This is a genomic window from Pseudomonas fluorescens (assembly GCF_900215245.1).
Lineage (GTDB): Bacteria > Pseudomonadota > Gammaproteobacteria > Pseudomonadales > Pseudomonadaceae > Aquipseudomonas > Aquipseudomonas fluorescens.
In genome coordinates, this window is sequence record NZ_LT907842.1 from 5,507,485 (window position 1) to 5,526,430 (window position 18,946).

At 53.5% G+C, this 18,946-nt stretch carries 10 protein-coding genes and 1 pseudogene; 5 read left to right on the forward strand and 6 right to left on the reverse strand.

The window, feature by feature from the left end:
* Positions 1–69: 69 nt before the first annotated feature.
* Positions 70–4,341 carry an NACHT domain-containing antiphage protein EruA gene (locus CPH89_RS25435; RefSeq protein ID WP_232005413.1) on the reverse strand — a complete coding sequence of 1,424 codons (4,272 nt, stop codon included), beginning with the start codon at positions 4,339–4,341 and terminating at the stop codon, positions 70–72.
* Between the two features lie 210 nt (positions 4,342–4,551).
* Between CPH89_RS25435 and CPH89_RS25440 the strand changes: the two genes are divergently transcribed.
* Together CPH89_RS25440 and CPH89_RS25445 are read left to right on the forward strand one after the other, a co-directional pair.
* A complete protein-coding gene (locus tag CPH89_RS25440) occupies positions 4,552–7,362 on the forward strand; it encodes a UvrD-helicase domain-containing protein (RefSeq protein WP_197705433.1) in 2,811 nt (936 codons plus the stop codon).
* A 443-nt stretch (positions 7,363–7,805) separates the two neighbouring features.
* On the forward strand, positions 7,806–11,750 hold the full coding sequence (locus CPH89_RS25445; protein WP_053256025.1) for a YobI family P-loop NTPase: 3,945 nt from the start codon (positions 7,806–7,808) through the stop codon (positions 11,748–11,750).
* A gap of 410 nt (positions 11,751–12,160) precedes the next feature.
* Here CPH89_RS25445 and CPH89_RS25450 read toward each other — a convergent pair whose 3' ends face one another.
* Positions 12,161–13,333 carry a phospholipase D family protein gene (locus tag CPH89_RS25450; protein WP_131696325.1) on the reverse strand — a complete coding sequence of 391 codons (1,173 nt, stop codon included), beginning with the start codon at positions 13,331–13,333 and terminating at the stop codon, positions 12,161–12,163.
* A 173-nt stretch (positions 13,334–13,506) separates the two neighbouring features.
* Here CPH89_RS25450 and CPH89_RS25455 point away from each other — a divergent pair, with 173 nt between their 5' ends.
* Positions 13,507–13,983: a hypothetical protein gene (locus CPH89_RS25455; protein ID WP_053256023.1), complete on the forward strand. Its 477-nt coding sequence runs from the start codon at positions 13,507–13,509 to the stop codon at positions 13,981–13,983.
* 221 nt (positions 13,984–14,204) lie between these two features.
* Here CPH89_RS25455 and CPH89_RS30265 read toward each other — a convergent pair whose 3' ends face one another.
* The 3 genes from CPH89_RS30265 to CPH89_RS25470 all read right to left on the reverse strand — a co-directional run bounded on the left by CPH89_RS30265 (position 14,205) and on the right by CPH89_RS25470 (position 16,941).
* Positions 14,205–14,975, reverse strand: a complete 771-nt coding sequence (locus tag CPH89_RS30265) for a hypothetical protein (protein ID WP_141125138.1) — start codon at positions 14,973–14,975, stop codon at positions 14,205–14,207.
* 500 nt (positions 14,976–15,475) lie between these two features.
* Positions 15,476–16,132, reverse strand: coding sequence for an ADP-ribosylation factor-like protein (locus CPH89_RS25465; RefSeq protein ID WP_053256021.1), 657 nt, complete (start codon positions 16,130–16,132; stop codon positions 15,476–15,478).
* Between the two features lie 470 nt (positions 16,133–16,602).
* A complete protein-coding gene (locus CPH89_RS25470; protein WP_096236867.1) occupies positions 16,603–16,941 on the reverse strand; it encodes a hypothetical protein in 339 nt (112 codons plus the stop codon).
* Between the two features lie 117 nt (positions 16,942–17,058).
* Here CPH89_RS25470 and CPH89_RS25475 point away from each other — a divergent pair, with 117 nt between their 5' ends.
* Together CPH89_RS25475 and CPH89_RS25480 are read left to right on the forward strand one after the other, a co-directional pair.
* A complete protein-coding gene (locus CPH89_RS25475; RefSeq protein ID WP_232005414.1) occupies positions 17,059–17,685 on the forward strand; it encodes a hypothetical protein in 627 nt (208 codons plus the stop codon).
* 331 nt (positions 17,686–18,016) lie between these two features.
* Positions 18,017–18,235, forward strand: a complete 219-nt coding sequence (locus CPH89_RS25480) for an antitoxin Xre/MbcA/ParS toxin-binding domain-containing protein (RefSeq protein ID WP_008373002.1) — start codon at positions 18,017–18,019, stop codon at positions 18,233–18,235.
* Between the two features lie 184 nt (positions 18,236–18,419).
* Here the strand turns inward: CPH89_RS25480 and CPH89_RS25485 are convergent.
* A pseudogene (locus CPH89_RS25485) lies at positions 18,420–18,734 on the reverse strand (DUF7693 family protein).
* Positions 18,735–18,946: the final 212 nt, after the last annotated feature.

Below are 18,946 nucleotides of genomic sequence, written 5' to 3' on the forward strand. Positions count from 1 at the left end.
TCATCCGAGTATGGCCATTGATGCGAGCTTGCGAAACCAAGGTAGTCTGCGAGTGAGAACTACAGCCTCCTAGATGCGAGGCGTGAGGCTTGTTCTTCCAGCTTCGAGATCTATGACCACTACATCAATCCGAGATCGCAACGCTTCCGGAAGGCACTCTATCAAGGCTAGCCGCATGGCCTCAGGCGTACGGGGGGTAGGGACGCCCGAGGGCGGAACCTGCAGTCTTTTTCCCGTGTTGGACGGTAGTTCCCCAAACCAGAACACCAGGTAAATCCCGCAGCCATGCGAGCGCCAATCAATCAGATAGCGATCATGCAATTGGTGGGTTGCACCCTGCCAAACCTCGTCATGCCACTGGCACTTGATCTCAATTGGAATCTGAAAGTCACCGCAGGCGAACGCGAGATCCACTCGCTTGGATTTGGGCATGTCAGCTTCTGTGAGCTCCCTGATACCGAACTGCTCCAGCTCTCGGCTGATGAGCATGGCAAAGCGGTCTCTGCAGATGTTCTCAACGTAGGGCACACCGTTGTCGCCCCAGAACACGCTTACCCGATCCAGGTCATCACCCAACAATTTTTTCTGAATCACGGAAAGCTCATCGAGCACCAGTGCTCTGAGGTCTACCATGTTCGTCGGCGGCCCCTCACGGAGCAGCGCACTTAAGGCACCTGGCTGAAGGGGGGCGAAGTCTTCCTCTGCACGCTTCTGTCGCTGCTCGGCCGCCATATGTAGAAGATCCAGGGTGTAGCTGTCTTCCGGCTCTGCAATCAGCTCCTGCAGGGCTTCAATTGCCTCGATCGAAGTATCGTCTGCGAGCCGCTGGATCATTGATCGAACGAAACTGGCAGCCTCAAAAGGAGATTTGCTTCCGTCACTCACCCACGGCCTGTTCTGGCGCGGCCAGGATCCTCGAAAATTGGATACGATCCATTTGACTTGAGCGGTATCGAGTACACGCTTTTGCCCTCGGCGCTCTCCGGGTACAAGCCTGATGATGGGCCAAATGAAATCCGGATCGTCTTTGCCAATTACCGCAAGAGCCTCCCTGGATTCATTAAAGCTGACCAGAAAATCTACGGCCCGCCACATGAGCATCCGACTGACGGAGCTGAATTCAACGTCCGAGTAAAGCTTCGCGATCGCGCCCATTTCGTGCAGATGTTCTGGTGCGACCAAGAGATGGATCATCCTGTTCTCAACCGATTCTCCCATCACGAGTTGGTCGCTGAGCCAGGCGGCAGAAAGGAGAGCAGCGGTTGCATGCCACTGGGGTTGAGAGAAGATTGCATTCATTGCTGAGATTTGTGGTTTGCCAGCCTTGATGCAGGGCTCAAGGCACAGCCAAGCGAAGTCATAACGACTCAGGGTGTCTCGCCTTGGCAAGTCATGGTTGCCAAATAACTCGTTTTCGAGAGCTTCGCACAGGGACGAAAGGTCGTTGGGAAGAAGCGTTATCTGATTGTGCAAGCAAGCAATCAAAGCGGATAGGAGAACGGGTGATTGGATGTCTGAGAAGCCTTCACCCGCGCGCAGCCTGGCCAGTAAGCCGGCAACCATAGGTAGAGAGTAGTTCCACATCTTCTCCTCAGCAGGACTGTGAGCCACATCATGGGGAGACGGCAGGTCATCGCGGTGTAGCACGGCTTCAAAGCCTACAATGGCATCGTCGGCAAACTCGGCACCAAGCCACGCCGTGAGGGCCTCAACTGAGTTAAGGTGCACGTCGTAAACGTCGTGGTGGCCCAGGTAGTAACTGGCCGCAAGGAGTATCTCCCGCAGATCGCCATTTCGCAGAGATGAACGGTGCTGAAGATAGTGGTCGCGATCGGCTTCATACTGAACGCGGAGCGCTTCTATTCGCTTCGCCTGCCTCAACTCTCTTTGAATCGCATGTTCGGATTTGCCTGGATTTTCCAGCGTGTAGACATAGGCCTCTAGCTCAGAGTCATCTCGTTGGAATTTTCGGCTGACAGCTCGAACATCAGGGTCAAACGTGCGATTTCTACACGCTATCAACATCAAATCACGCCATTGCGCCCGGGCTTTCTCATCCTGAGTGCTAAAGAGAGCCAGTCGCTCCAGAAAAAAGAGCAAGTCGGACTTGCGGCTTGCAAGCCCCAAAAGGCGATCCTCCAGATCACAATTCTGTGACCAGACGGAGCTGGCAGATTCCTGATCATGCAGCACATACTGCTGGACGGCATGCCTGAGATCGTCGGCATTGTCGAGATGGGCGTTGAGTGTTTTCCTCTCAGGTACATCATAAAGGTCAAGCCGGTGGATAGCGCCTAGCCAGTTCCAGAGAAGCGCGGCATCTTCTGGGCAGTCGGTGAGTACGTTTTCAGTGATGACGCGGCTGATAAGAAGCGCGATAAGACCGACCAAGTAGCTTGGTGGCTCAGTTTCACTAAAGTCGACCGGAACGCATTGCTCGGTGAGCAGGCTCAGCAGCTTTGGAATCCTACTGAGAGCCAGTTTTTGGCTAAAAGGTAGCCAGTAGACTCCGCCAGATGTCCTTGAGGATGCTCTAGGTAGCGAGCAGACATACAGCCCTGAGCATGCCAGGATATTCATGGCCAGAAGCTCATCGCTTACGTCAAAATCATTCGCCTCGATGACGAACAGCGCAAGCTCGAACGACACGTCAGTATACGACTGATGTAATCGATCAATCATGCTCTGCCGGCGTGCCCGGTCACAGGAAGGCAGCAGAGCCTGTACAGCATGCTTGCGCTCTGAAAAAGCATGTCGATCCGAAAACACCACACCGTCAAGAGCGTCTTCGAGCGACCTGGCCAACGGAGTGCCCGTGAGACCCTCGATCAGAAGGGCCCTTAAGTGAACATTGCTGTCCGGCGATGTAATGATCGTCTCGATTTTGCTTACCAAGTGATCATGCATCAGGCCACTGGCCTTATGACTGCCCCAATCCTGGGATCTAAAAAATGGATCTGTTTGCGACAGGGATGTAAGCGCGTCGAGCATGCTTTGAGCTTGCTCTGCAGTGAGGTTCGCCGTCTCGCCATACCGCAACACGCCATATGGATCGGCTGCAATCACCGCAGATGACATAGCTTGGCTGTGGTAAGACAACCACGCGTGCAGGCCTCGCAAACTCGCAGGCACACTGCCGCCGGTGCGAAACTGAGCGAGCACTCTCTTCTGTGCTTGAGTGGTTATTGCGACCTTTGACAGCCATCGAGCCCCGAGAAACTCTGCAACCACGCGATGTATGGGCTTTGCCCGTTCCGGGCCAACCGTCTGGAACAGTTTTGAGGAAAAAACCGCTTGTGCGGCTTCCGCCTCGGGCAGCTCGCTGAGCTCTGCAAGCCTGACATCCCCTACTACGAGATGATTAGGGCCGGAGCGACTGATCGCGTCCCCGCTCGCGAGTAGCAATCCCGCGCAGAGAGCCCCAGCGGCCGAAAGCGCTTGTTCTTCAGAAAGAAGGCCAAGCGCGCCGTCAATACGGTGAGGGTCATGCTCAGGCCAGAGTAGAGTGCACACCCGTTCGAAGAGGCCCCCACGTGTAGCAGGGAGAGTCCTGTCAGCAACAGCGACTTTGCCAATGAGGCTAAGAGTCAGAGGATTATGGTAGAGCTCGGCAATCCCTTGATCCTCAAGGTGATCAAGGACATGATCCACATCGAGCTCTGGGTAGAGCTGGCGCATGAAAGCAAAGGCATCAAACCTCGTAAACGCTTCGATGGTTAGGATGCTGGGGGCTGAGCCATAAATTTGCGCTAGGTTCACAACATTGCGTGACTGCCATTCTCTCGACCTGCAGCAAAGGATGAAGTCGGGATGCCCGGCATCCTCAAGCTTCCCTAACACCATATCCACAGCATCGCTATCCCGCCGCGCCATGGCTTCGTCGAGCCCATCTATCAACAGAGGTTTACCAGGAAAATGAAAACGCCCCGGGTTGCCGCTGGCGATGAACCGTTGCGCGCTGATTGGCCGGACGTCTAAGCGCCGTCCTAATTCCTCAATCAGCTGGCTTTTACCCATGCCCGGCTCCCCCAATATGACCTTGGGGCCTGCAATGGCAAGGATACCATCCTCATCAACGATGGCTAGACAGCCAGATGATTCGTTGTTTTCAAGACGCAGATGGCGAGAAAAATACCGCTCGATTGTCACGTTTGAACAGCTCCATGCTTGCCCGGCGGCGCTCGACGTCGGCGGATGCGTAGAGAGCATCATAACTTCCGTTTGACGGGAAATCAGCTTTGAACTCGAAGGGTAGGGGGAACTAAAGTTAGCCGCTATGCCGTTGCCTGCAACGCTGTCCAGGACAACCGGAGCGCGCAGCCCGGGAAGCCTGGAGGGCATTAAACGTTTCCGTGCGTAGAGGGCATCCAGGTGTACATAACAGCAGGTGCATGATCACAAACTTGAAGATCAGTCCTTGGTCGCAGGTATTCGCCAGAGCGGAACCAACTGGGATAGTTCCAGCCCAGAGATCTGAACCTATCCATGCGCGCGTCCGAAAGCCCTGAAGATTGGGATAGAATTGCGCCTATTTGGGTGTAGGAATCGTGTATGTTTTTGGAATGGACGCCATCTAGGTTAGGGCGCTTACTGACTAGATCAGCCAACTGGCGTCTCCTCGTCGAAAGCGATCGTCTTGTCGTGGCCGTCGGTGGGGAGCAATACCACATAGCACCAGAAACGCTCCCAAGCTTTGAAATCAAAAGCCGCATGCTCTGGTCGGAACTGGTGTGGCCTGCAGGCACCGGCGTGCGCTTTGGTGGACTCTCGAACCTACGCGCTCCAGCTCTGCACCGTGCACTGAACGATCTCCTCAAACGATCCCGCTGCCAACGCTTCGATTCCTACTACGCCAAGCTGTCCCGGTGGCTCGCAGAGGCTGACCATGCCTTAGCAACCGCTGATCAAAAGCACCGCTGGCTTACCTATGAAAACCAGCAAGCATTACTGGGTAGCAAACCAAGCCTGGAGTTGAGCGTAGCGGCGCTAAAAGAGCTACTTGACACCCCAGAGGTGAGGGCCCATCTGAATGATGGGTATGCCCAAGCTGAGCTCGATATCGAACGGTGGACGTCTGATTGGGCGAGCACATGGGAAGAGCGCAACAAGCTGCACACGAAGCGAGAGCTTCGTAACTGCCGGCAGATTTTCGACAAGGTAGAAAGTAAGCCTTTGACTGACGAGCAGGCAGAGGCGGTGGTGTGCTTTGACAACCGGGTTCAGGTTGTCGCATCGGCGGGCTCTGGTAAGACCTCCACGATGATCGCAAAGGCTATCTATGCCATGCATCGGGAGATTGTCAGCCCCAAATCTATCGTCATGCTGGCTTACAACAAGGATGCGGCTGCAGAGCTTCAAGCGCGGGCCAAAGCCTCTCTTGAACGGCTTGGCAAGCCTAACATCGAGATCGCAGCCATGACGTTCCATTCATTAGGGCTGAAGATCATAGGTTCGGCTACCGGAAGCACACCGCATGTGCCCGCTTGGGCACGCAAAGAAAGTCTCGCGTTGGCCAGGCTAGCCGCGATTGTTGATGACCTCAAAGATAAGTCTCCAGCGTTCCGTACGCGCTGGGATATTTTCCGCTTGGTGTTTGGTCGACACCTACCTCTTTCACGCAATGACAAGCTCTTCGATACGACAAACTCGGACGGCGAGGGGAAGCTGGTCACTCTAAAAGGCGAGGAGGTGGCCAGCCAGGAGGAGTGCATCATTGCCAACTGGCTTTTTTACAACGGGGTCGAGTACCAGTACGAACGTGAGTACGAGCACCCGACCGCTACGGCGGAACATCGCCAGTACTTCCCGGATTTTTTCTACCCTGGTCTAAATCTCTACCATGAGCATTTTGCTCTGGACGCAGAGGGCCAGCCCCCCGAGCAGTTCAAGAAGTACCTGGAAGGGGTGGCTTGGAAACGTCAGATCCACAAGCAGAAGGGAACGCACCTGATCGAGACGCTTTCTCACCAAGTCCGCAGTGGGGAAGCGTTCACCCATCTGGCTAAAGAGCTCACCGACAGGGGCATCAAGCTCGATCCCAACCCTGATCGGCCGATTCCATTTAATGGTTTGGAACCCATCAAACATGCCGACCTACTTGGACTGATCCGTACGTTCATTAACCATTTCAAAAGCAACTGCTATACGGAACAGGACTTGAAAGCTCGCGTGGCTGAGATGGACAGCGGCGCCTTCAAGTACCGGTTCAACATGTTCGTAGACCTGCTGATCCCGGTGGTCAAGAAATGGGATAAAGCCTTGGCAGAAGAGAACGGAATCGACTTCGAAGACATGATTAACAAAGCTGCAGGATATTTGGAGGCCGGTCACCGGTCGCCATACGACCTGGTTATGGCTGACGAATATCAGGACGCATCGCGTGCCCGGGCGCGGCTTTGCAAAGCCCTCGTTCGTCAGCCTAATCGGTTTCTGTTCGCCGTCGGGGACGACTGGCAATCGATCAACCGATTCGCGGGTGCAGACGTTTCCGTAATGACAGGTTTCAAACCCTGGTACGGCCATGGCCAGGTGCTTCGGCTAGAAAAGACATTTAGATGCCCTCAGGCCATTTGTGACGTCTCCAGCCGATTCGTGTCGAAGAACCCAGCGCAATTCAAGAAGAGCGTGAACTCTGTGACGGCGCCCATCGGGCCGGCCTTCCAGACTATACAGGTTGAGCACCGGAACAAGGTAGCCCAAGCGGTTGATAAATATGTCGAGCGCCTTTACCAGCAGATCTGCGATGGAAGCGTGCCATTGGGACGGGGCGGCAAAGTGAATGTCTTCGTATTGGGGCGCTACAAGCTTGATGCCAAATTCCTGAGTCACGATTGGCAGCAACGTTTTGGCGATCGTATGGCGTTCAGGTTCAAGACCGTGCATACCTCAAAGGGTGACGAGGCTGACTATGTGATTCTCCCAGGCATGGTCATGCGGGGGTTTCCAAACGTTAAAGTTGACGATCCACTGTTCTCCCTGGTTATGCCGCAGGGCGACACGTTTCCATCCAGTGAGGAACGCCGGCTGTTCTACGTCGCACTCACAAGGGCAAGGCGCAGCGTTGCGATGTTCACAGTCGCAGGGCGCCGCTCATCTTTCCTGCAAGAGTTGATCGACGAAGGTGTCGTAGCTCCCTGTGATAACAACGGACGAGCGATAACACAGCCGGCGTCCGCTGAACTCAAGCCCGATAGGGTTTCTGCCGGGGCGGCCACTGCGCAAGCTCCCGCCAAGGCCAAGGGGCCTGTCTGTCCAGGCTGTAAGGTAGGGGAGCTGATATGGCGACGAGGGCCGTACGGAGAATTCCAATCCTGCTCAACCTTTCCCAAGTGCAAATACAAGCCGCCGAAGAAACGCATGTAGGGCCGTCAGTCGTGAGCCTCCAACATGAACTCGGATATTTTGCAGGCGAGGGTATGCGCGGGCAACAAGTCATTCACCGCGCATGCCGGTGCTAATCTTTTGTTGGCGGCTAACGGCTTACCGACACTCCGTATGCACACAACGTCCAAGCTCCCAAGATTCTCGATCCGGCAGCACCGGATAGGCCGGCCCAAATAACGTTTTTCTTAGCCTGATTAATCCTCTCCCGGCCTGGTCATGCATGCGGATCGTGCAGAGGTTAAGCTAGCGCCTAGCTCTTGCCTGGTGAACAAAGGGTTCGCAGGCGAAGATGGCCGTGAGCTATCATCCGAATCCTCGTATCAGGCTCACCGGAAGTTCACCTTCCCGCTCAGACCCAAGATCGATCATTCAGTCTTCGGCAAATGAATGCCTGGTAGCCGCCAGCCTGCTTGGAGACACGGATGTTCATTCGCTTGCGCGCCACTTATCACCGGGCATTACATGCCTATATCGTCTGGAACAACGAGACTCGCCGCAAGCTGGCCGCCCTGAAGCGATACCCTTGCGCGGTCGCCGCTGCTTACAAGGCCGCAAATGCGTTCTTGGCCACGCCTACTCATGAGAATCTGTTCCAGCCGCTAACCCCCGTGCTCATTGAACCTGGGAAGATACAGCGGTATGAGCGTGAGTTATTGAACGGTCTGAGGAACGATCAAGTCAGGAACATCGCTATTACGGGGGAGTACGGGGCAGGGAAGAGCAGCGTGCTTCGCACCTTCGTCCACCGCCACCCAGAGTTTGTCTACGCGTTTGTTTCGTTGGCTACCTTCGGCAAGGATAACGAAATCTCCGGGGCGTCTGATCTTGTTAGCGATACCGACGTGGCCTCGGATTCTTCGCGGCCCTCCGAATCCTCCACCAAAGCAGGGCAGGAATCTAAATCCGAGGCAAACAAGGCTGAATCCGATCTCGTTGTTCGGATCGAGGAGACGATCGTCCAGCAGCTGCTGTACGCCGTCCCAGCAAAGACGCTTCCCAAGACCCGCCTTAAGAGAATCGATCAGGCTTCCGGCCTGAAGATCTGGTGGAAAACGCTCTGCTATGGCGCCCTTATTTTGGCAGCGCTGAGACTTTACGTTCCTGTGGCAGAAAAGCTGCCAAAGATCGAACCGAGTTGGCTCATGGAATGGCTGCTGTTGATCCCGAGCCCGCTAGCCGTCGGGATCGCCGCGTTAGGGTGCATACACCTGCTACACACGTGTCTGAGGCTGGGTTCGCTGTTTAGTATCGATGGGTTGACGATCAAAGGCGGCAAACTGGAGACCACTCACCATGGCTCCGTCCTGCACAAAAATATCGATGAGATCATTTACTGCTTTGAGCGCAGCAGCATCGACGTGGTGATCATTGAGGATCTCGACCGGTTCGGCATCCATGACGTGTTCACCCGATTGCGAGAAATCAATTTCATCATCAAGCAATCACCTCAGGTGGGAAGACCTGTCTATTTCGTCTATGCGCTACGCGATGAAATGTTCGTCGTTGGCGAAAAGACTAAGTTTTTTGACCTCATCGTTCCAGTGATCCCCGTGATCAATTCGGAAAACTCCCAAGAAAAGATGATAGAGCTGCTGAACCATCGAACCTTCAAATCGAAACCTTTGGGCGAACACCTCGACCGTCGACTGGTGGAGACGGTCTGCTACTACATCGATGACCTCCGGCTGGTGAAAAATATCGTCAATGAATTCGATATGTTCTCAAATATACTTGCCAGCGGCTTAAGCCTAGAGCCAGACAAGCTGTTTGCGATTGTCGCCATTCGAAATCTGCATCCCGGAGCGTACGCCGACTTGGTCAAACGCCGAGGGGCGATTTATGGCGTCATCAAGGGACTGGCTGCCTGGAAAACCCAGCAAAACAGCGCCAATGCCAAGCGACTTGATGAATTGCGGCGTGAGCGAGATGACCGGGTCTTCGAACTGGCTAACAATGTCACTGAGTTGAGGGCCTACGTGTGGTTCACGCTTCTTCGACTGACCGAAATGGACACGGCAACCCATGTCCTAATCACTGGTACCCAGTACACGCCAAAGCAGTTCGTGACCGACGAGGTGTTCGACGTATTCATGAATCACGCCGGGCCCCTCTCAATGGTTGTCTTGGATCAATACGGGCGGGCCAGAAACCAATCTAGAAATGTCTCGAAGGCTGAGCTGCTCACCGCTACATCCTATGAGCGGCGCCATGCTTTGCTTGGGCGGCGACTCAGCACAATCGCGGACGAAATCGCAGCGGTGCAGAAGCAATCGGATCAGGTCATCCGGATGTCCTTCAGTGCTGCCGTCAAAAAAGGCTACGGGGAGGTCGTAAGAAACAAACTTCCAGGCTTGAACGTCGTGAGCTATCTGATGCTGCACGGTTTCCTCGACGCCGACTACACGGACTACCTCGGTTATTTCTATCAAGGTTCGCTGACACCTGGTGACAAAGATCTGATCCTTTCGCTGAGACGTGGTGTGCTGCCTGAGGTATCCACGCCTGTCGATAGCCCGAGTACCGTGCTGGAGAAGCTTAAGAGCGACGAGCTGGACGAGGGCAGGGGGATCATCGTCGACTTGATCGCCTGTCTCAGCGCCCGACCAACCTCGTTCGCAACTAACTCAGCAGATGCCCAGCTAAGCCACATACTTAAGAGCGGCCTCAACGAACACCCCGAACGAATGGCCGTCGCTGTACGCGATCTTATGAACCGAACAGAAGCGGCTGAATTTATCCGCGCTGTGTACCGCCTAGAACCCAAACTGTTTCAGAGCCTTTTCGACGCCAGGGACACGGGGGACGCTGGCGGCGTGTTTGAAGGAAGCGAGGCTCGTCAGTCCCTCGTCAAAGTAATCGCCGACAACCTGTCAGAATCCGACTTTAAGACCCTTGCCGATGGCGCTTCAACAGATCTAGTTCCTACGATCGACTGGCTGGAAGATGCATCACGGCTGATGCCAGGATTAGAGAGCAATGTAGGAGCTTGGGCGTGGCTCAGGGCTTACCCAGTCCAGTTTGCCTCACTGGGCCATATGATGAGTCTCGCAGACCTCGAAAGGCTGATCGACTGGCGCTGCATCAAGATCAACATGCCAATGCTATCGCTGATATGCGCGAAGTCGGAAGCTGGACAGCATTCCACAGACGCCAAATCCGAACCTGCAGATGTGGGCATCGTGTCTCTGCGTAGACTGCAGGCTTTGGGCATCAATGGGCTCGGTGATTATCTGCTATCACACGCCGATGAGCTCAGTAGCGCATTGCTAGGTCAGTCTGCTGTCCTGGATGAATCAAGCGATTCCTTGGCCAGTTTACTAGCAGAACTGGACACAGATGACGACCTGACAAATCGACTCTTCGATCACACGACCTGTGACTTGCACACACTCAATGACGCCCCGAGACATCTTTGGGCAAAGGCACTAGAAAGTGATCGCCTGGTGGCCAAAGCCGACGCTGTGTGGATCTTTTTTGAGAAACTCATTGCGCCAGACGGCCACGTTTCGGGCGAAGAAGTCGGATCGGAACCCAAAACGGTGTTCACCGCCTTCATCGCTCGGAATGCATCGGCTCTCAAGGGAACGCTGTGGCAGTCAACGAGCGCAGACTGGGCGCTGCAACAGTATCTTCTGAGCTCACCCAGCATCAGTAATGACGTGCTCAAGGTATTGCTCGATGGAGTCGTGCTCCAAGATCTATCAATGATCAAAGCGGTCTTACCTGCGGGGCGCTGGGTCATGCTGGTGGCCTCATCATTCCTTCCATACAGCTCGGAGGTCAGGGACATCGTATTGAGTACTTGCCCACACCTCGAAGGCCAGTACTTGGTTGAACGGTGGGATCTAGCAAAAGCCGAGATCGATATCGGCTCGCTCCAACTCGACTCGATGCTCACGCTGAGCAGAAGCAAAGCGTTGCCACTCACACTGAAAATTCAGATGTGGTCAGGGCTTAGCCTGGAGACGATTGAAAGCAAACCCGAAGCGGTTCCTGAGCTCGGCCGTGTATCTGCGCTAGCCAACCAAGCTGGCGAAAGGTTTGCTGATTCGCTGACGCCTGTGCTGCGACATCTGGTTCGCAACGCAAGCCTTATCCCGGAGCATCGCTCTGAAATGCTGACACAATGTCTTCGAGGGATGAAGTGGCCAGACGTTTCAGCAGTTCTGGCGTTGCTCGACGATGAGGACTTCAAAACCGTTAGCTCGAAGGTAAAGAAGATCAAGGTAAGAAACACTGAGTCAAACCAGAGGTTGGTGGGCGCGATGAAATCTGAGGGGTACCTGGCAACGGTGACACCAGAGGACGACGTCATCATCGCAACTACCAGGCCTTCATCCATGACATCTGAGAACGGATGGCTCTAGCCTGACCGTTGAAGGTAGCAGCTTAGCGACCACCATACAGCGTCGCCTGGGTTCACGATTTCTAAGCCGCTCGTCCAGGCGTTCATTGAAATATCTGGAGAGTGAGCGAGGATCGTTTGCGAGGCTTATGCCTTTAGACCCTGAGTTCCAGCTACGGTCGTGTGGGGCTAACGAAGCAGAAGCTCACAAGCGATCGGCGACAGAAATCTAACGCCTTCGTCTTAAGGCCGGCCATTTCTATCAGCTGCCATCGATTACCAGCTGTACAAAGCTGGTCATTTGCGTGGGCTAGTGCATTGACCAGCACAAGGGTACGTCTTGACCGGCAGAAATCGACCCATTCCAGCCCTTCGGCATCGAAGATATCGGCCGTGAGCTGCTATCAGGTTGCAGGCAGATGTCGAGCCCTTTCAACCATCCAGGGTGCTAGCGAACCAGATGATGCAATCGAGCTCGGCCAGATTTGCTGCTGGGTAGCCATCTGCCCGCTTCAGAGCCGCACGGAGAAGACGAGCACAATCGACGTAGCGCTCTCCATTGCTGAGACCTCTTGGGAACGTAATGTCCAGACCTTCAAACCAGCCTCGTATTGGGCGATTTAATACGTAGTAGTGTTTCGGGAAAAACTGACAGAGCATCTCGGAGAACAACGCGCCTCTAGTTGTCAATCCAATTGACGTGAGGCGATTTATCTCCTGAATCACTACTCGGTCACGACCTGCGAACGGGGCGTCGAGCACCCGAATAAGGCTTTTTGAAAATTCGCGAAAGTCGCTATTACGACCCGTACGCTCCCACCCTTTGCCTTGAAAGCGACTTCCCTGTTCCCCCATGTACCACAATGCACAGAGGTTGTTGTAGAAATCATCAATTCGAGTCTGGTTCCAGATCCTGGCCTTGCTTGTACTACGAATCAGCGACACCAAATTGGTCTTATTCCTTCTAAAAGCTTTCATCTGGTCGCGCCGCCGAGTGAGGTACGGCTTATAACCTTTGAGCTTGCGTATCGCCGGCAGTGGCAGGTGATATGCCTCTTGGGTTTCTTTGGGGTCATCCGCTTTCGAGCCACCCGCGTTCGCAGGTTGGCGAGCCTCCTGATACCTATCAAGCCAAGTTTCATTCAGGGTCACGCTCACTTCGAAAACTCTTTCGATCCACTCAGACGCCAGTTGAAACTGCTCGTCAGATATGCAGGCGAAACCGTTGGCCTCGAAGTTCGTGGAGAATGCTGCCTTGGTCAAGTTGGAGGATCCAAGCAGCGCGTAGCACTTTCCATCGTGCTCACGCCAGAACATGGCCTTCGGATGAAAGCCATTGATCGACTCCGCTACCATGAACTCTTGATGGCGGTCGGCTGGGAGCCATTCCATGACGGCCCGACAGGCGCTCTTGCGGGTGATGCCAAAATCTTTTCCGACGATGAAAAGGAAAGACTCACATTGGTCGCCAAGCGACTCTTTAATACCCCACTCGGTAAGGTAAGCACTTACGATGTATAGCTCTTTCGAGCGGCTCAGTGCGCGGTGGTAAATTCCATCGAGGCTGAGATTCTCGGATTTTTTCGGAAGCAGAATCAGTTCCATATGACGCCTTATCAAGTGTGGTACGAAATTTAGGTACGCCCTTGCCGCGTCCATAGATTGTCCGCTCTTGGCCGTTGGCAGCCTTGGATCGGTGCTCCAAGAGGATGATAGCCTTTTGCCGTAAAATGATGCACCGTTGCCACCTTTGACCATTATTTCCAAGGACTACCGAAGTGAGCAGTACGCGATTCGTAGGGAATGCTAAAGAGCTGAAAAGCGCCCTGAACGACAAGGCAGACAGCATCGTAATCACCGATCGCAAGCTTGCTTTGGCGGTACGTGTGATCAAGTCCGTGACGTACACGAAGCTTGCATTGATAGCAGGCGGAGCAGGGGTAGCCGCGGCCAGCTTCTGGAACCCGGTGGGGGCTATTTCTGGTGGTGTTGCCGGAGCAAGCGGTCTGGTGGCCTTCGGAGCTGCTGCGGGTGCGGTAGGTGCTACCGGTATCAGTGGCGGCGCAGCTGCGGTTGCTGTTGCTGCGCTTGCCACCGTCGGCGTGCTTGGATTGGCGGCAATGGTCATGCATAAGGACTACGCGCTTTCGATCGATGGCGGCGCCAATGGCAAAGTCACTACCACTGACGACAAGCCCGATATGAATGGAAAGTTCTCATTCAAGATGACCCTGAAACGCAACGGCAGCAACTGAGGGGCAAGAGGGAGGCTGCCTTGTGAGGCGCCCGCTTCCGACCCGAAGCGGTCAGTCGTGATCGGCTGATATCGACCCAACGCTATCCTTGGTGGGGGGCACTCGGCTATCAGCTGACAACCGTATAAAACTGAGGAGGATGGCTGTTTACGAAACGTAGGAAGGGTTAACCGCTAGCGAGCCAGGGCGACCAACAAACTGTCTCAGAAGTAAGTGCGGCATTAAAAAACCACGTTCATTGTTAAGCTTAACTCTTCAGAGGCGCTAGCAACCTCTCTATAGTTTGCCTGAATTCCAATATTTTTTATTGGTAAATTTAACTTTGCGGCCACGCTCAGGCTTTTGTTGGCTTCACGTGTCAGGTTGATACAAATATTTTGATCCTTTATTTGGTTGCTTTGATGCCCGCGCTGCTCGACAAGCCCACGTAGCACAGAGTCATTCCAAAGCAGGTTTTTACGAAGGTACTGCTCTGCCCCTACAATGTCAGGTTGTCCGCCGGAATAGCTACTGCTAATTGAAAATACGTTTTTTAGAACTTTTGAAATTGAGCTTTCAAAAGATACTTCGGCTGTCGCTAGAGTAGTGCGGCCTTCTAGATTGAGAGTGGAGGTGGCCCCTTCTTTTGTAATGTCCACTTGCTTGATCTGCACCTTTGACGCGCCTAGAATCTGGCAAAGCCTAGTAAAGTGACGCATTTTTTCCATTGAAAATACTTCTTTAGCCTCCGATAGTTCAGCATATACGTCTCTATCGTAAGGGCTTTGGATAAGTATATTGCCATGCCTTACCTGATCAGAATCAAGGATGTTAGTTAAGGCAGGGCATTCTTCTTTTGAAGATAGCGCGGAGGTCGGCAAAACAAACGCTTCCTCACTATATAGAAAACTCCGCTCATCTGGTGGCAGGTCGTAGCGACAGTGCTCGATATCTGACTCGTTAAGGACTAAGATCGCTCTGCGCTTGGAGTGATTTTCTGGAAACAATGACATTCAGATTTTTACTCTCGTTTACTAGTGGCGACTACGAATGAATCTAACTATCCAGCTGATTATTTCTTGGATCCATCTCGTGGTTCCTGCCAAAGAATCGCGTTGAGATCTTTTTTTTTGATGAATTCGCAGATTCTGGAGAAGCTCATCTAGTCTTGGTGCATCGACTGTCCGGTTTACTCGAGATAGAAACGTTTTCATTTGAACATCAACATCAAAATCGTCATGATTATTTTGACTATCAATCAAACACACTATCGGTGCGGCTCTTCCGAGCGAATCACTTTCGGATGTTATTATCTGCGCTACGAAATAATTTTTAAGATGGAATATTTTCCATCCATCTCCAGAGGCTGCTAGTTTCCCGTCTGCAGTCACATGGGATATCTTCGACAAGGTTTTCTGCCTCTGTTCTGAGACCGAAATTATCTCGCTGTTTTCGTTGAGCATAGTGTCGCTAGACCTATTGTCGAGCGCCTGTGCGTAAAACGCTAGAGCTTTCATATAGACCCCATTACCTGGATTAAATGCTGAACTGTCGACTTCATTCTGGAGTCGACATCAAATGATCCGAGGATTACTTTTGGTCGTGTATTTAGCTTAGAAAGCCCGGCCTCAAGCTGCACCCTTATGAAGTTATCTCTAAAGTCTCCCTTGACGGCAGAACTGGCAGTAAGATAGCCATCAATTTTATCCATGTGAGTGACTATCACTATAAGAATCGGTGCCTTCTTGCCGCTATCCTTCAGCGCTTTCTGCCACACTTCAGCAAGCCCTAGGTCTCGCTGGACGCGACTAACATCAATAGAAGAGGCTTTGATTAGGTACAGGGCGTAGTCAGCTGTGTTGTATAGCCTATGCCAATCCTCTTTAGCATCTGCGCCACCAGGGACGTCAAGCGTTGCTTTGAGTTCGAATTTTAAATCTTGCAAAGAAAGTCGATTGGACGCAACTCTCTCAGTCGAAACTGTTTGGGCATTCACTGTATTGAGGGTGCCAGTGCTCAGAAAATGTAGCAAAGTGCTTTTTCCTGCACCCCTAGCTCCAAGCACGGCGATTCGCTTCCCCGCAATCTTGATTACGATCTTGTCCCAAGCGTCAGTTATAATTGTGAAAGGCGAGAGAATTGCTTCAATGACGTCGTCGAACATGCTCATGAGAGATTCCAATCCGTGGTGCTTAAGCAGTTTTCGGCTACCTAGCCAGATACTTTAATTGTTGGTGCAGTCTGTCTGTAGATTTGACCCGCCGCTGTTGCTGTCAGTTGGGGCTGAAGGCAGAGGGGCGCCAAAAACTAAAGAAGCAAACATACAAGTAGGCCCGATGATACCATTCATAGTGGATGCATTCTGCTCTTGTCAACGCAGTAAAGCACGGTCGAGTCAAAGCACTCTGTGAGGACGGTTGCGCGCTCACGTTGAAAACGTCATAACGAGCGCCCCGAATCCTGGGCAAACTGTGAACCCACAGCCTTGGGATGAATGTCCGCAATGGGGCGTTAGCAGCCATTCGCGACTGACCGTTAATGACCATTGCGAAAGTGCTGCTCTTGCTCATTTTCGAGGCTGGCAAGAACGCTGTGGGAGCGGGTTTACCCGCGAAGCAGGAACGGAAAAACGGCTGCAAATTACGTACGAACACTCGGGTTTTGACGCAAGGCCTGTAACGCTCGGGCCTTATCTACGGATTCATATACCTCGCGGTCACGGAGGTATGCAATGCCATAAATCGCATCGTTTTCTTCGGCTGAAAATGTTCGGCTAGGGCTAAAACCCAAGGCTTCATAAACGTGGAAGCGCGGAGCGTCAAAAGTAGTCAGATCTAGTAAGTAGTCGGGATGCGCTGCCCCTGATCCTGCAACATCAGCCGCCCACGTTTGTAGCTCCAGCGTACTGATCGCGTTGCTCAGATAGCATTTCACTACGTAGGCAATGGTCGTAGGGTTTTCCCGCGTAAGCCCAGTCATGATCATCCTCTCCTGTGCGCTTCATGCCCATTCATTATCAGGATGGATAGGGGAGGGCTGAAGTTCATTCGGCCGTACCACGTCGACAACAGCTCGCGGATTACGCTCGACATCCCGTTGCTTGAAGCACTACTCAGGCTACCTGTTGGGGAACTTAAGGAACGTATCGACGAGGCGGTCGTTTCCTTCCTCAGAGCCAATACCGATGCGCCATCCATAGATGAACGATCCGAACTGATCCTGATGCGGGTCGCCATAGACACACTGCTTGACGTTCCGCATGACAAAGCTGCCTTCCGCAGGGCCATCAACGAACACTTCGACGAGCTACCGAACCAGCCCATCTGGCATAAAGGGAGCCAGGACGAACAGTGGTGGTGCAAGCACTGGGACAAGCACGTAAATCGCCCGCTCGACGCCTGGGTTCACGATTTCTGTGCCGCTCGTAACGCCGCAGCTCATGGCCCCGCAAATGGTGAGAAGGGAAGCATCTGGCCTCGCCATAACCATCTCATTTTCTCCGCCTGGTTGCTGCCGCTGATCGTCAAAAAGCTACTTTCCCAAGTCGGGCTTTACGCGTTCACCGCCGAAGATAAGGTCGCCAGGGCGGGCTTTGAGGTCTTTCTGGCGCACGATCTGCTGGCCTTCACCGACAAGGATGAGAACAAGGTTTGGTGGCAAACAGCCGAGTCTGAGCTTTATCTGCCTCTGTTTGCTGAGCAATTGCAGCGAGCATGCGAATGACAAAACCATGGTGTTGTGGGCTTGAGTCAATGCGTGCTGATACGCAGTGGGATAAGGGGAGGGAATCCGGGAGAGAAGTGAAGATCTAGCTTGAAACCGCCCTCGACCCGGTGTGTAAACCAATTTTTTGATGTGTAAATCACCCCGCTTTACACGTCAAAAAACTGGTTTACACATTTCCTGAGACGCCAGCCTCAGGCCACCGTAACCACATGCCGGGATCGTAGTAATAGGCACGCCTGAAACTGACACCAGGCTCGCCTATAAGGGGGAGACAGTGAGCGGATGGCGATGGTGTAGTCTAGGATCAGACCGCAGAAGGAGCGTACTCATGAGCACTTTGCCCCCCGATCAACAGGCCCGTTATTTAGAAGTGCTCGACGCAGCGAAGCGTTTGTATAGCGGCGATATCGACGCAGCCATGCACTGGATGTCACGTCCGGTAAAAGCATTTGGCGGCAAAGCTCCTGCCGCTATGGTCACGACCAGGCTGGAGACGGACATGGCTATCGAGTTAATCAGGCGCTTGGATCACGGGTTTGTCGCCTGATTGTCAGCGAACAGCGCTCTAGAGGCGTGTCAGATGTCGAGCCTGATTCGGCTCAGGGCTGCCAAGCCAGCCACACCCTGATGATGTAAACCTCCATATGCCCATCGGGCGAATTGGCCGTGCGCCTCCTGAGTCGCCCTGGGTGAGGTTAGTTCCTTCTCGATCTATGCTGAGTGCGGGGCGTCTAGGCGTCTCTCAGCAACTTTTCTAACGTGACCTGCTCCCTAGTGCTCAACAGCTCCACAGGGTCGGTACTGTACGACTGCAGCGAGTCGAAAACGTAAGCACGTCCCTCGGGGCTTTAGCAGCTGTCGCAGTAATCGAGGGTGTCGCAATCGTTGTAGAACGTGAACACCCAGCCGTCGGCCTCGACAGTCATCAAGCCACAGCAGATCTCAGCCCACGACTGCTGGCCAATGCGGCGCATGGTGCGAACCCCTTGGGCAATGTCTCGCAGGATTTGATAGGCCTCGCGGGCTGTTAGTGTTTTTGCTGCCAAACGAAAAGCTCCTGTGCGTATTGATGCTTTCGGCCTGTTCGCGACCGGCCTGGGCCGACAGCATCGTAAATGAACCTTGACGTCTTGCGCGGGCTACGCCGCCATCAATTTGTGCCGCACTGATACTCGCAGCGGCTATACGCCCACGCGAGTATGCCGAATTATCACGATCCGGCAGCAACCGGATGAATCGTCTAGCATCAATGGCTTTT